We start from the raw sequence: 13,225 nt of genomic DNA, 5'->3' as shown, positions 1-13,225 counted from the left end.
GTTATCTCTTTGTCAAGTTGTGAGCGGTCGCGAACGATTCAGCGCCGGGCGCGGGGGTCGGCGCGGATCTGCATTTTGAATGCGGGTTCGCACACGCATATGTTCGAAGACACGTGCTAGTGCAGTCGCGCGGTTTGGTGAAGCGCGGCGCCATCTATTGGCAGTTACCGCTTCGTTTCTTCCCGGCCACTTCGAGAACCTGACTTCGGCGCTCCAGGAGCGGCCGCTTCGAGCGCGTTCGCACTCTCGCATGTCTTTCGCACTTCGAACGATGACCATGCGAAGAAGATGCGAATTGTCCTACCTCATTCTGAATTCACGTTAAGATAAATCCGAGTTTCGCGTCGAGCTATTGCTTGCTTTTAGGCAGCTGTATCGATCGAAACATCGACACTTCGGATTGCTTGCCGACGAGCAGCAAAGACGCTCAAGACGATCGGCTCGCGACCACTTGCGATATCGATAGCTCGTCGTTGCTGCGATTCGCAGCAACCCGGCTTTACAGATGCATAAAAAATACACGAGGGGAAAATTGAACAATAACGACGCATCTGCCACGCCCTTTTTCAAGCTGTTCCGCCAGATGCGAAGCTGCGTCTGCGCGATCGTTTTTTGCAGCGTCCTGCCCGGATGCAGCGGAAGCAATAACGCCAGCGATGCGACCGTCTCCGCAACGACGGCAGCGCCCGTTGCATCGCCCGCGCCTGCTTCACAAGTCACCACCGCCGATACCGGCTACTTGCCCATTTCGATCGAAAGCCTCAGCTATCCGATCAACTTCCTGCAAGCCTTCGGCCCGACGACGCAAGCGGCGCAACAGCGTCTCGTCGGCCAGGTCGGCGCGATGTGGTCGTCGGGTTACAGCGCGCAGCTCGGCATCTACTCGATGTCCTACGCGCCCGCGTACCGCCTCTACTTCATGCCCGCCGGATGGACAGGCGCCGGCGCCGACTATCCCGCGACGCAACTCGGCTGGCTGTACTACCACCATCCGGACTGGATCGAATACGGCTCGGACGGCAACGTGCTCTACGAATTCGGCGACACGCGCTATCCGGTCGTCGATATCGCGAATCCCGCCGTCCGTCAGCACCTGTTCCAGTCGATGGCGGCGCTCGCGAGCGGCTATCAGGCGCTTTCCCTCGACAACGTGAGCACTGCGAACATCAGAAACGGAGCCGTCTATCAAGCCGGGCACTATAGCGGCACCGTTTCCCCGTGTCCGGCTTCGTTGCGTCCTGCATGTGGCGGAACGTTCGTCACGCAATACACATCGGCCGACGATGCCAACTGGAGCGCAGCGAACCTCGACTACATCAAGTATCTCAGCGCGCAAGCGAAAACAATGGGCCTTGCGACGGTGGCCAACGTAAGCTATCAAGGCGGCGTCAAGTGGACCGACATCGCCGATGCAGTGAGCGGCGTGATCGAAGAAAACGTTCCGCAGCATCAAGGCACGACCTTGGCGAACCGGTGGTACAACGGCTTCATGATCGACGATCTCTTCGCCGCGCATCTCTACAACGCCGAACGCGCGAGCCAGAAGTTCTACGGCGCGATCAGCTATCTCGACGGACACGACACCGGCGGCATGACGCGCGCCGAAGAGACGTGGGCGACGGCATGGCTGCTGCTCGTCACGCAGGGCACGCAGAACTACCTCTCGGCCGGACAAATCTCGTCGCGCGCGGCGCAAGCGTATCCGCCGTCGATGGGCGGCTACGTCGACCTTGCGCTGACCGGGACATTGGCGCGCGGCAGCGCGACTGTCACTGGCCTTTCCGGCACGCGCGGCCTCGCGGCGGGACTTCACGTGAACGGCGCGGGCATCGCGCCGGGTTCGACCATCGCAACCGTGGACTCATCGACGAGCGTCACGCTCGACACCGCGGCCACCGCAAGCGCCACGAGCGAGAGCCTCGCGTTCAGCGGTTTCCCGCGGCTGCCAGTCGGCCGGCCGGTTGCGCCGCCGCCTTCGGTCGATCCGTACGGGTCGCCGCCTTCCGGCGCATGCGGCTGGGTGAACGGCGCCAATGCCGGCGTCTGCGCGCGGCAATATTCGAACGGATGGGTCTACGTAAATCCGGTGTGTCAGTACGACGGCACCGCATGCGCGGTTGCATCGACCTCGGTCACGATACCGCCAGCCGCGTCCGGAGGCAGTTGGTACGACCAATACTGCAACGTGGTGCCTGACGGACGCTATGCGCTCGCCGCTGCAACGGCGCTCGTGATCGCGCGCGGTTCCGCAGACGTGTGTCCGTGGCCGCAATGACGTGCGCGCAACGCATCGCCACTACCGTATTCGTATGCCGAAAGCCGCCGTATTGTCTGCTCATGCCGCCCGCCAAAAGTCAGCCGTTTCTCGCCACGATCCCGTTCCTTAAGGGTTTCGTCAGTTACGGCCGGTAGGCTCTGTTGCTCGATAAAGTCAAACAACAAAACTCAGTCAGAGCGGAACCACCATGCCCGCACCGTACGTCGAAAGCCTCGTCAAGATCTCGTGGAAGAACCTCTCGCAACATCGCTTTCATCGGAAGCATGCGCGGGAGGCGCGCGAGGTGCTGCGTAGCATCGAGAGCAGGCAGGGCAAAACGAATGCCGCGCAACTGCGGCTCGCGGATGCGTACGCACGCGACGTGCTCGGCGACGCCTGCTATGCGCCGTGGCTCCACGTCTACACGGCGCTGAACGGCGAGTTCAAGGAAGGCTGGATTCCGGACAACTACTACGGCTGGATCGTCGTTCCGAAGATGAAGGGCCTCTACGGGCAGATGTCGCACTTGAAGCCAGTGTCGCGGCTGCTCTTTCAGGACGACGCGTTCCCCGATCTCGGCTACTACGTGAACGGCATCTTCTACACGGCCGATCACACCGCCATCCACAAGTCTCAGGTCGCGAACTTCGTTTTCAGCACGACGGACCGGATCGCGTTCAAGCTCGATCACTCGATGCAGGGCAAGGGCGTCTTTCTGATGGACCGCAAGGACTTCGATGCCGAGCGCATCAGCCAGCTCGGCAACGGCGTGCTGCAACGCTTCATCGTCCAGCACGCGACGTTCGACCAGTTCGCGTCGAAGGCGGTCGCGACGGTGCGCCTGACCACCGTCGTCGACGATGCGGGCCATATCTCGCTGCGCGCCTGTTTTCTGCGCCTCGGCCGGTCCGCGGACACGTACATTCGCCCCGACAGCGAAGTGTGCGTGCCGGTGCATCTGGAAAGCGGGCGACTCTTCAGCACGGGCTATCTGAGCGACTGGACCCGCGTCGACGCGCACCCCGATTCGAAAATCCGCTTCGACGGCGTGACCTTGCCCGCGTTTTCAAAGTGCGTGGAGAAAGTGATCGCGCTGCATGCGAAGGCGCCGTTCGCGCGCTGCGTCGGCTGGGACCTGACCGTCGATATCGATGAAAACGTGCTCGTGATGGAGTGGAACGCCGAGCATAACGACGTGAAGTTCAGCGAGGCCACGCAAGGGCCGTGCTTCACCGATCTGAAGTGGGAAACGTTGCGGCCGATGGCATAAGCGTCTTTGCGTTATGGTCTGAGCGAATGCGTGGTTCATAGTCCATTGCGCCACCGCTTTCGCACCGATCGCCCGTACAATCGTCGCAACGGAGGTCGCACATGCACACATCCACCCGGCATCCCGTCCTGGGATGCATCGCCGACGACTTCACCGGCGCCACCGATCTCGCGAGCATGCTCGTGCGCGGCGGCATGCGCACGGTTCAGACCATCGGCGTGCCCGCCTCGAACACGCGCCTCGACGCCGACGCCGTGGTCGTCGCGCTCAAATCGCGCACGATCGAAGCGGCCGATGCGGTCGCCCAATCGCTCGCGGCGCTCGACTGGCTGCGCGCGCAGGGTTGCCGCCAGTTCTTCTTCAAATACTGTTCGACGTTCGATTCCACCGATGCGGGCAACATCGGCCCGGTCGCCGAGGCGCTGCTCGATGCGCTCGCCGGGCAAAGCGGCGCGGACTTCACGATAGCCTGCCCTGCGTTTCCCGAGAACAAGCGCACGGTCTATCGCGGGCACCTCTTTGTCGGTGACGCGCTGCTCAGCGAATCGGGCATGGAGCACCATCCGCTCACGCCGATGCGCGACCCCAACCTCGTTCGCGTCCTCCAACGGCAAAGCAAATCGAAGGTCGGTCTGATCGCGAGCGATACGGTCGCCGCGGGCGCCGATGCCGTGCGCGGCGCGATTGCCGCCTTGCGTGCCGACGGCGTGCGTCTCGCCATTGCCGACGCGCTCACCGACGCCGACCTGCGCACGCTCGGCGCGGCCTGTGCCGATCTCGCGCTCATCACGGGCGGCTCGGGCGTCGCCATCGGCTTGCCGGAGAACTTCCGGCGCGCCGGACTCATCGAGCCGAACGACAAGGCAGCGGACCTGCCCGCCGTCGAGGGCGCGGCGCTTGTCTTGGCGGGCAGCGCATCGAACGCGACCAACGCGCAAGTAGCCGAATGGATCGCGACGCGGCCGGCGTTTCGCGTCGATCCGCGCGCGCTCGCACGGCGCGAGGCGGTCGTCGACGAGGCGCTCGCCTTCATCGACGCGCACGCGCCGCAGCCGGTGCTGGTCTACGCCACGGCTTCACCCGACGAAGTCAAAGCGGTGCAGCAAGAGCTCGGCAGCGCGGCGGCGGGTCAGCTCGTCGAGGATGCGCTCGCCGCCATCGCCCGTGAAGCCCGCGCGCGCGGCGTGCGCAAGTTCGTCGTCGCGGGCGGCGAGACATCGGGCGCGGTGGTGCAGGCGCTCGGCGTGCAGATGTTGCAGATCGGGCCGCCCATCGATCCGGGCGTGCCGGTGACCGTCAGTGTCGGCGACACGCCGCTGGCGCTCGCGTTGAAGTCCGGCAATTTCGGCGCGCGCGATTTCTTCGACAAGGCGTTGCGTTACATAGAAGGAGAGCGCGCGTGAGCGACACCGTCATCGCATCGGCCAGCGACGCGAAGCTGCGCGAGGAAATCTGCACGGTCGGCGAAAGTCTGTACGCGCGCGGCTACACCGTGGGCACGGCGGGCAACATCAGCGCGCGCTGCGACGACGGCTGGCTTATCACGCCGACGGATGCCTGTCTCGGCCGGCTCGATCCCGCGCAGATCGCCAAAGTGGATGCGCAGGGACGGCACGTTTCCGGCGCGCGGCCTTCGAAGACACTGGAGTTGCATCGGCGCATCTACGAGGGCAGCGTCGAGACGCGCGGCATCGTGCATACGCATTCGACGTCGCTGGTTGCGCTGACGCTCGCAGGCGTCTGGAGCGACGAGGACGTGCTGCCGCCGATCACGCCTTACTACGTAATGAAGGTCGGCCACGTACCGCTCGTGCGCTACCGCCGCCCCGGCGACCCGCAGGCGGCGGCCGAGATCGCGGCGCGCGCGGCCGACGTGCGCGCCGTGCTGCTGGAGCGGCTCGGGCCCGTGGTGTGGGAGCGCAGTGTCTCGCATGCGTCGTATGCGCTCGAGGAACTCGAAGAAACCGCCCGCCTCTGGCTGATGACCACGCCGCGGCCCGCGCCGCTCGACGACGCCGCCATCGACGAACTGCGGCAGAGCTTCGGCGCGCGCTGGTAGCCCGCGACTAAAGCGCCTATACCGAGCCGTCCGCGGCGGCGTGTCCGTCCGATGCCGCTTCGGAAAACTGCGCGAGCACCGCGTTCAGGCTCGCGAGCGTATAAGGCTTCGCCAACACCGTGCCGCTGCTGTCGGCGCCCGCTTCGATCGCCTCGCCGTAGCCCGTCGCATAGATGACGCGCAGGCCGGGCTGCTCTGCCTTGAGCCTTCGCGACAGCGCGACGCCGTCCATGCCGGGCAACCCGACATCGGTAAAGAGAATGTCGAAGTCGTCCTTGGCGAACGACGCGAGCGCTTCCTCCGCGCTGGCGGCCGCCGTCACCCGATGCCCCAACGCCCGAATGAGTTCGACCGCCATCTCGCGCAATTCCGGGTGATCCTCGACGACGAGCACGCCGAAGCGCTGCGGCAACGGCGCGACCGGAGCCACCGTCTGCCTCGCCGGCTGTGAACGCGCAAGCGCGACCTGCTTTCGGTTCGACAGCATGTGCCGGATCTTGCGCGCGAGTTGTTCGCGCCGATAAGGCTTCGTCAACAATTGCACGCCGGCGTCGAGCCGTCCGCCATGCACGATCGCGTTTTGCGTGTACCCGGAAGTGAACAGCACTTCGATGTTCGGCAAGAGCGCCTTCGCGCCTCGCGCGAGCTCGGGACTGCGCAGCTTGCCGGGCATCACGACATCGGTGAACAACAGGTCGATGGCCAAGCCGCTCTGCAAGATGCCGAGCGCGCTCTCGGCGTTGTCGGCCTTGAGCACCTGATACCCGAGCTCGCGCAGCATTTCGACGACGGTGGTCTGCACGGCGCGATCGTCTTCCACGACGAGAATCGTCTCCGTGCCGCCGACGACTGGCGCCGCCGCGAGCGACGTGGTCTGCACCACGGCTTCATGCGAGCGCGGAAGATAGATCTTGATCGTGGTGCCGTGCCCTATTTCGCTGTAGATCTTGAAGTGCCCGCCGCTTTGCTTGACGAAGCCATACGCCATCGAGAGGCCAAGCCCGGTGCCGACGCCTTCCGGCTTCGTCGTGAAGAACGGATCGCATGCGCGTTCCATCACTTCGCGCGTCATGCCGGTGCCGGTATCGGAGATGGCGAGCATCACGTACTGGCCCGGTTCGAGATCGGCGTCCGATGCGACGTAGTCGTCGTCCAGCATCGAATTGCTCAGTTCGATGGTGAGCTTGCCGCCGTCGGGCATGGCGTCGCGGGCGTTGATCGCGAGATTCAGCACGACGTTTTCGAGCTGATGCGGGTCGACCTGCACGTTCCATAGCCCGCCCGCCAGAACCGTCTCCATGACCACCGACTCGCCCAGCGCGCGCCGAAGCATGTCGTCCATGCCCGCGACCACGGGCGCGAGATTCGTGACGACCGGCTGCAATGGCTGACGCCGCGCGAACGCCAGCAGTTGCGAAGACAGTTTAGCGCCGCGCTCCACCGCGCTCGCCGCAGTGTCCACGCGCTTGATCGCCGTCTCGTTGCCGGCAACAGAAGCGGACAACAGTTGCAGATTGCCGCCGATCACCTGCAGGATGTTGTTGAAGTCATGCGCGATGCCGCCGGTGAGCTTGCCGATCGCCTCCAGCTTTTGCGAACGCTGCAACGCGGCTTGCGTCTGTTCGAGTTCGCGCGTGCGCTCTTCGACCAGCGCTTCGAGGCTCGTTTGATAGCGCTCCACTTCGTCCTGCGCGAGCTTCTGCACCGTGACGTCCTGGCCCTGAACGAAGATGCCGACCACTTCGCCGTCGTTGCCTGCAATGGGCTGATAAACGAAGTCGAGAAAGCGCGTTTCGAGCGGCGCGCCGTCGCGCGGGCGGATCATGACCGGCACGGCCTTGCCGACGTAAGGCTCGCCGGTGTCGAAGACGCCCGACAGCACCTCGATGAAGCCTTGTTCGACCACTTCGGGCAACGCATCCCGCACGCGCTTTCCGACGAGATCGCGATCGCCCGTCAGGCTGCGATACGCCGCGTTCGCCAGTTCGAATATGTGCTCGCGCGTGCGCAACACGCAGACGAAACCTGGCGCCTGCTCGAAAAGCCGCAGGAGGCGCGCGTTGTCGACGTGCAGTTCCTTCGCCAGTTCCAGCGCCCGGCTCGTGCTTTCCAGCGCCTCGGTGCGCTCGACGATGACCTGTTCCAGTTCCCCTTGCTTGCGCCTGAGCGCCTCTTGCGCCGCGACCTGATCGGTGACGTCGTTGCCTTGCGAGAAGATACCGACGACCACGCCCGCGTCATCGACGATAGGCTGGTACACGAAGTCGATGAAGCGCACTTCGCTCTCGCCGCCCGCGAGCGGATCGACACGCAACGGCACGGCGCGGCCGACATACGGGCGGCCCGTTCGATACACCTCGTCGAGCAGTTCGAAGAAGCCTTGCCCTGCGAGTTCGGGCAACGCCTCTCTCACAGGCTTGCCGATAATCGGCCTGAATCCCGCAAGCCGATGATGCGCTCCGTTCTGTAGCTGGTAGACATGATTCGCACCCCGAAAGAAACACACGAAGCCGGGCGCCTGCTCGAAGAGCCGCAGCAACTCGTGATATTCGCGCGTGCGGGCATCGAGCGCCAAGGCTTTCTGACGTTCGGCGATCTGCCTCGCTTCGTGTTGGGCAGTGATGTCGCGCGTGATCTTGGCGTAGCCGACATGATGCCCCGAATCGTCGAACAGGGAATCGAGCACGACATGTGCCCAGAAACGCGAACCGTCCTTGCGCACGCGCCAGCCTTCCGATTCGAATTTGCCTTCGCGGACCGCAATCTCCAGCGCGCGCAAAGGCAGGTCCGTCGCGCGGTCCTCTTCGGTATAAAACCGTGAGAAGTGCTGACCAATGATTTCCTCGGGCGCATAGCCTTTGATGCGCTCGGCACCGACGTTCCAGCTCGTGACCAGACCGGTCGGAGAAAGAAGATAGATCGCGTAGTCCCTGACCCCCGCGATCATGCGCTCGAAGTGTCCGCTGCCCGAACCGGCAGAACCGACGAGACCTTGATCCTTGACATCCATTTGGCGATACCCTGGCACTTCGGCGTTTTTCGAGTGCTGCATTTTACTGCGCCTGGGGAGCGATCGCGCATGGCTGACGGCGTTGCGCGAGACGATGGCGTTCCGGCGTCGCGCGTCGAGTAGTTCTTACATCGGCGATGCAGGCAACAGGACGGTTTTGCCGCCCGCGTCTCATGTCCCCGGCGAAAAGCGCAGCGTTCAGCAAGGATCATCGCTATCCGTCACACTGGTACATCGATCAATCGACTCGCAAGGCTGCAATGAACAAACAAGCACTCATCATCGGCGCGACCGGCGTCATCGGACGCAATCTCGCCGAGCATCTTCAAACGCGTGGAGACTGGTCCATCACCGGCGTGTCGCGCGGCCGCACGCCTGCGCCCGCCGGCGTCGAATCGATCGTCGCGGATCTCACGTCGGCGTCATCGGTCGCGCAGGCATTGAGCGGACGCGACTTCACTCACGTCTTCTTCACCGCATGGTCGCGGCAGGCAACCGAAGCGGAAAACATCCGCGTCAACGGCGCAATGGTCGCCAATGTCCTCGCGGCATTGGGCCCGTCGGGCGCGCTCGAACATGCGGCGCTCGTCACGGGCCTCAAGCATTATCTCGGGCCCTTCGAGGCCTACGCCAAAGGCGAGATTCCGGCCACGCCCTTCCGCGAGGAACAAGGCCGGCAGCCCGTCGACAACTTCTACTACGAGCAGGAAGACCGCTTGTTCGATGCCGCGCGGCAGTTCGGCTTCGGATGGAGCGTGCATCGGCCGCATAGCATCATCGGTTTCGCCATCGGCAATGCAATGAACATGGGCGTCACCCTCGCCGTCTATGCGAACTTGTGCAAGGCGACCGGCGAACCGTTCCTGTTTCCCGGTTCGGCCGCGCAATGGAACGGCCTGACCGACATGACGGACGCGCGTCTTCTCGCGCGCCATCTCGAATGGGCCGCGACGTGGCCGGAAGCGCGCAACGAAGACTTCAACGTCGTGAATGGCGACGTGTTCCGCTGGAAGTGGATGTGGGAGCGCATCGCCAATTACTTCGGTATCGAGCCCGCGCCTTTCGACGGCGAAATCCAACCACTGGAAGGCCGCATGCAGCATGCCGGCAAGACGTGGGCGGAGATCGCGGCACGGCACGCACTGGCAGAGTCGAACGTAGACAAGCTCGTCTCCTGGTGGCATACGGATGCCGACCTCGGACGTCCGATGGAAGTCCTCACGGACATGACGAAGAGCCGCAAGGCCGGCTTCCTCGATTATCAGAGCACGCCTGATGCGTTTTTCGCGCTGTTCGACCGTCTGAAGCGCGAGCGCATCATTCCGGAGTGAGTTTGTCAGGTTGGCTTTCTAGCGACGCCTTCTGAGTCGATCACATCGCGCATGGTGCGCGTTTTTCTTCGGAGGAAAGCACATGGCCAAGCAATCAATCGCGGACTATCTGGCAAAGACGCTCGCGGCAGCGGGCGTCGAGCGCATCTGGGGCGTGACGGGCGATAGCCTCAACGGGCTCGCGCACAGTCTCGACGAACTGGGCACCATTCGCTGGATGCATACGCGGCATGAGGAAGCGGCTGCATTCGCCGCAGGCGCGGATGCGGCGACCACCGGCCGGCTCGCTGTATGCGCGGGCAGTTGCGGACCGGGCAATCTGCATCTCATCAACGGGCTCTACGACTGTCATCGCAATCGTCAGCCCGTGCTGGCCATCGCGGCGCATATACCGTCGACGGAAATCGGGCTCGGGTATTTTCAGGAAACGCATCCGCAGACGTACTTCAGCGAATGCAGTCACTTTGTCGAACTGGTATCGAACGCTTCGCAGTTTCCGCGCGTGCTGGAGCGCGCCATGCGCACCGCGCTGGAAGAGCGCGGGGTCGCGGTGATCGTGCTGCCGGGCGATGTCGCCTTGTCCGAAGGCCCCGATGCCCCCGCTCGCTGGACACCGACGGCCCCGCATACCATCGTGCCCGCCGACACTGAACTCGACAAACTCGCGCACATGCTGAATGGTTGCGATGCGGTCACGATCATGTGCGGCAGCGGCGTCGCGGGCGCGCATGACGAAGTGGTCGCGCTCGCGGACACGCTCGGCGCGCCGATTGTTCACGCGTTGCGCGGCAAACCGTTCATCGAATACGACAATCCTTTCGATGTCGGCATGACGGGACTCATCGGCTTCAGTTCGGGTTATCACGCGATGATGTCGTGCGACACGCTGCTGCTGCTCGGCTGTGACTTCCCGTATCGGCCGTTTTATCCGCCGAACGCGCAGGTCGTGCAGGTCGACAACCGTGGTTCGCAATTGGGCCGGCGCGCGCCGCTCGCGCTCGGCCTCATCGGCACGGTGAAGGAGACGGTCACGGCGCTCATGCCGCGGCTGCAACGCAAGACAGAGCGGCGCTTTCTGGAAAACGCGCTGAAACACTATGCCGATGCGCGCAAGGAGCTCGACCATCTCGCCACGCCGTCCGCGCCTGATCGCCCCATCCATCCGCAATATCTGACCAAGCTCGTCGACGAGGCCGCAGCGGACAACGCCATCTTCACCGTCGATGTCGGCACGCCCACGCTATGGGCCGCGCGGTATCTGTCGATGAACGGCAAGCGTCAGTTGCACGGATCGTTCAATCATGGCTCGATGGCGAACGCCATGCCGCAGGCGCTCGGCGCGCAGGCGGCGAATCCGGGGCGGCAGGTGGTGTCGCTTTCAGGGGACGGCGGCCTGTCGATGCTGCTCGGCGATCTGCTCACGGCCGTACAGCATGAGTTGCCGATCAAGGTCATCGTCTACAACAACAGCCTGCTCGGCTTCGTGTCGATGGAGTTGAAGGCCGCGGGGTATCTCGACACCAACGTCGATCTATCCAGAACGGACTTCTCGCAGATCGCGAAGGGCGCGGGCATATGGTCCGTGCGCGTGGAGCAATCGGAGCAACTGGAAGGCGCGCTCAAGGACGCGTTCGCGCATCCGGGTCCGGCGGTCGTCGACGTGGTGACGGCCAAGCACGAACTCGCGATTCCGCCGACCATCAACTATGCGCAGATGAAAGGCTTTAGCCTTTATATGCTGCGCGCGGTGTTCAGCGGTCGCGGCGATGAACTGATCGAACTGGCGCGAACCAACCTGCGCTGATACGCCGAGGAATGGATCGCAACGCGGCGAGTGGTTCGCCGCGTCGCGGTCATCTTCGACTACGGCCCGTCCGTGCCGAGTTCGATGCGCGCCTCGTTGATCGAAACAGCCATGCCCTTCGGCGCGTTCGCCCCGCTCACGCGCACGAATGAAAGCACGACGTCGCTCACATTGGAAATGCCGAGACGCGCGAGCACGTCAGTGACGTCATAGTCGATCTCGCTCATGCCGTGATGCGCAGCGGTGGCAACCTGAAACGCGCCCAAGGTACCGATGAAGTGCTGCGACTTCACGGCGTCGACGTCGCCGCTCGCAGGCAGATTCAGATAGACGTTATAGAAGAAGCCGCCTTTTCGGGCCGCCGCAGGCATCTTGACTCCGTCGAGCACGACCTTCACGTACTGGAACCCGCTACTTGCTTGCGGCGTGGCCTGCGATGCATCCGAGGATTGACTCAGTCCGACAGCCGGCGAAGTGGCCAGCACATCCTTCAATGCGGTGGCGTTCGCGGCCTGCAGCGGAATGCTCGCGCTGATCGAGAACTCGTCCAATACGACGCCCTTTACGCCTCCCAGGGAACGGCGCGTCGATGACACCGTGCGCCCGGGACTCGCCGTGAATGGGCCGGTCTTCGGCCGCGCCTGAATGGCGCCGATCTGTGCTTGCACGCGAATAATCCTCCCTTGTTGCGCCTGGGGCGGCAGCACAGCGGGCATGGTGTCGTTGGCGTAGTCATAACTCAGCCCCGTGGTCGTGCGCGTTTTCGACTTCGAGATAGTCAAGCCTCTCGCATAGGTGAAGCTGCCGTTCCAGTAGCTGCTCGTGGCCGACGGCACGCGGCTCGTCGAGCGCAGCGACCATGCGTTCCACAGACGGTCGATGTTGCAGTGATGCAGGTAGAAGATCGGATCGATCGGCGCCGTGGCGATATCGGCCATGTTATTACCGATGATGTCATGAACCGGATTGTGCGGCGCGTTTTCCAGCTTGGGCTCGAATGCGTTGTTGGTGCCGCGCTGGAAGTTGTACACGCTCGACCCGAAGGGACCGAGATCGAGCGCCTGATAGACGTTGGTGTTGATTCGCGACACATAAAGCGGGTTGCTACGCGCGGTATCCGTGAATTCAGAAGGAATCACCGGATACGAGTAGTAGTCCCAGTACGGCAACGTGAGCGTTGCGTCGCCTGATACGGTGCGCAACTGTTGTTCGAGGTAGTACAGGTAACCGCGATGCCACGTCAGGAAGTACGCCGTGCTATGCGGGCAGTAATTGTTGTGAACATCGACCCAGTACTGCCACGATGCTGGATTGGTTCTGTCGTTGGTGGCTTTCATCGTGCGCACGGCGTTGAGATACGACGCGTAGTGCGGCGTGGTTTTAAACACTTGCCATTCGAGTCTGATGAACGGAGCAGTGGCCGCCATGCCCCACCGTGGAAGCGATGCAACTGCGAGTGCGGACGCCGTTCCCTTCAGGAACGCGCGTCGCTTA

8 protein-coding genes are annotated in these 13,225 nt (G+C 63.4%); 6 read left to right on the top strand and 2 right to left on the bottom strand.

Features of this window, described 5'->3' with window-relative positions:
- Nucleotides 1–532: 532 nt before the first annotated feature.
- The 4 genes from NCR34_RS22105 (at nucleotide 533) to otnC (ending at nucleotide 5,586) form a co-directional block, all read left to right on the top strand.
- Nucleotides 533–2,275 carry a hypothetical protein gene (locus NCR34_RS22105; RefSeq protein WP_248324679.1) on the top strand — a complete coding sequence of 581 codons (1,743 nt, stop codon included), beginning with the start codon at nucleotides 533–535 and terminating at the stop codon, nucleotides 2,273–2,275.
- Between the two features lie 190 nt (nucleotides 2,276–2,465).
- Nucleotides 2,466–3,527, top strand: a complete 1,062-nt coding sequence (locus NCR34_RS22100) for a sugar-transfer associated ATP-grasp domain-containing protein (RefSeq protein WP_248324678.1) — start codon at nucleotides 2,466–2,468, stop codon at nucleotides 3,525–3,527.
- A gap of 101 nt (nucleotides 3,528–3,628) precedes the next feature.
- Nucleotides 3,629–4,930 carry a 3-oxo-tetronate kinase gene (otnK, locus tag NCR34_RS22095; RefSeq protein ID WP_248324677.1) on the top strand — a complete coding sequence of 434 codons (1,302 nt, stop codon included), beginning with the start codon at nucleotides 3,629–3,631 and terminating at the stop codon, nucleotides 4,928–4,930.
- Entirely contained in the window at nucleotides 4,927–5,586 is a 660-nt protein-coding gene (gene otnC, locus NCR34_RS22090; protein WP_248324676.1) for a 3-oxo-tetronate 4-phosphate decarboxylase, read from the top strand. Before otnK ends, otnC begins: the two co-directional genes overlap by 4 nt.
- A 16-nt stretch (nucleotides 5,587–5,602) precedes the next feature.
- On the opposite strand, the gene NCR34_RS22085 is transcribed toward otnC, so the two are convergent.
- On the bottom strand, nucleotides 5,603–8,596 hold the full coding sequence (locus tag NCR34_RS22085; RefSeq protein ID WP_248324675.1) for a hybrid sensor histidine kinase/response regulator: 2,994 nt from the start codon (nucleotides 8,594–8,596) through the stop codon (nucleotides 5,603–5,605).
- 260 nt (nucleotides 8,597–8,856) lie between these two features.
- On the opposite strand from NCR34_RS22085, the gene NCR34_RS22080 reads away from it, so the two are divergent.
- Together NCR34_RS22080 and poxB are read left to right on the top strand one after the other, a co-directional pair.
- Nucleotides 8,857–9,927: an SDR family oxidoreductase gene (locus NCR34_RS22080; RefSeq protein WP_250501058.1), complete on the top strand. Its 1,071-nt coding sequence runs from the start codon at nucleotides 8,857–8,859 to the stop codon at nucleotides 9,925–9,927.
- 82 nt (nucleotides 9,928–10,009) lie between these two features.
- Nucleotides 10,010–11,731, top strand: a complete 1,722-nt coding sequence (poxB, locus tag NCR34_RS22075; RefSeq protein WP_248324673.1) for a ubiquinone-dependent pyruvate dehydrogenase — start codon at nucleotides 10,010–10,012, stop codon at nucleotides 11,729–11,731.
- 59 nt (nucleotides 11,732–11,790) lie between these two features.
- Here the strand turns inward: poxB and NCR34_RS22070 are convergent, their stop codons facing one another.
- Nucleotides 11,791–13,158 (bottom strand): tyrosinase family protein, encoded by a 1,368-nt coding sequence (locus tag NCR34_RS22070; RefSeq protein WP_248324672.1) that lies wholly within the window; start codon nucleotides 13,156–13,158, stop codon nucleotides 11,791–11,793.
- Between the last annotated feature and the right edge of the window lie 67 nt (nucleotides 13,159–13,225).

The sequence above is a fragment of the Caballeronia sp. GAWG1-5s-s genome (assembly GCF_023631445.1).
Taxonomy (GTDB): domain Bacteria; phylum Pseudomonadota; class Gammaproteobacteria; order Burkholderiales; family Burkholderiaceae; genus Caballeronia.
The sequence above is the reverse complement of the archived record's forward strand: the minus strand, read 5'-3'. Positions and strand labels throughout refer to the sequence as shown.

What these genes read in the sequence shown, in the direction of transcription:
- NCR34_RS22100 (WP_248324678.1), top strand. Translation starts at nt 2,466, where the DNA reads ATGCCCGCACCGTACGTCGAAAGCCTCGTCAAGATCTCGTGGAAGAAC.
- otnK (WP_248324677.1), top strand. Translation starts at nt 3,629, where the DNA reads ATGCACACATCCACCCGGCATCCCGTCCTGGGATGCATCGCCGACGAC.
- NCR34_RS22085 (WP_248324675.1), bottom strand. Translation starts at nt 8,596, where the DNA reads ATGGATGTCAAGGATCAAGGTCTCGTCGGTTCTGCCGGTTCGGGCAGC.
- poxB (WP_248324673.1), top strand. Translation starts at nt 10,010, where the DNA reads ATGGCCAAGCAATCAATCGCGGACTATCTGGCAAAGACGCTCGCGGCA.
- NCR34_RS22080 (WP_250501058.1), top strand. Translation starts at nt 8,857, where the DNA reads ATGAACAAACAAGCACTCATCATCGGCGCGACCGGCGTCATCGGACGC.
- NCR34_RS22070 (WP_248324672.1), bottom strand. Translation starts at nt 13,158, where the DNA reads ATGGCGGCCACTGCTCCGTTCATCAGACTCGAATGGCAAGTGTTTAAA.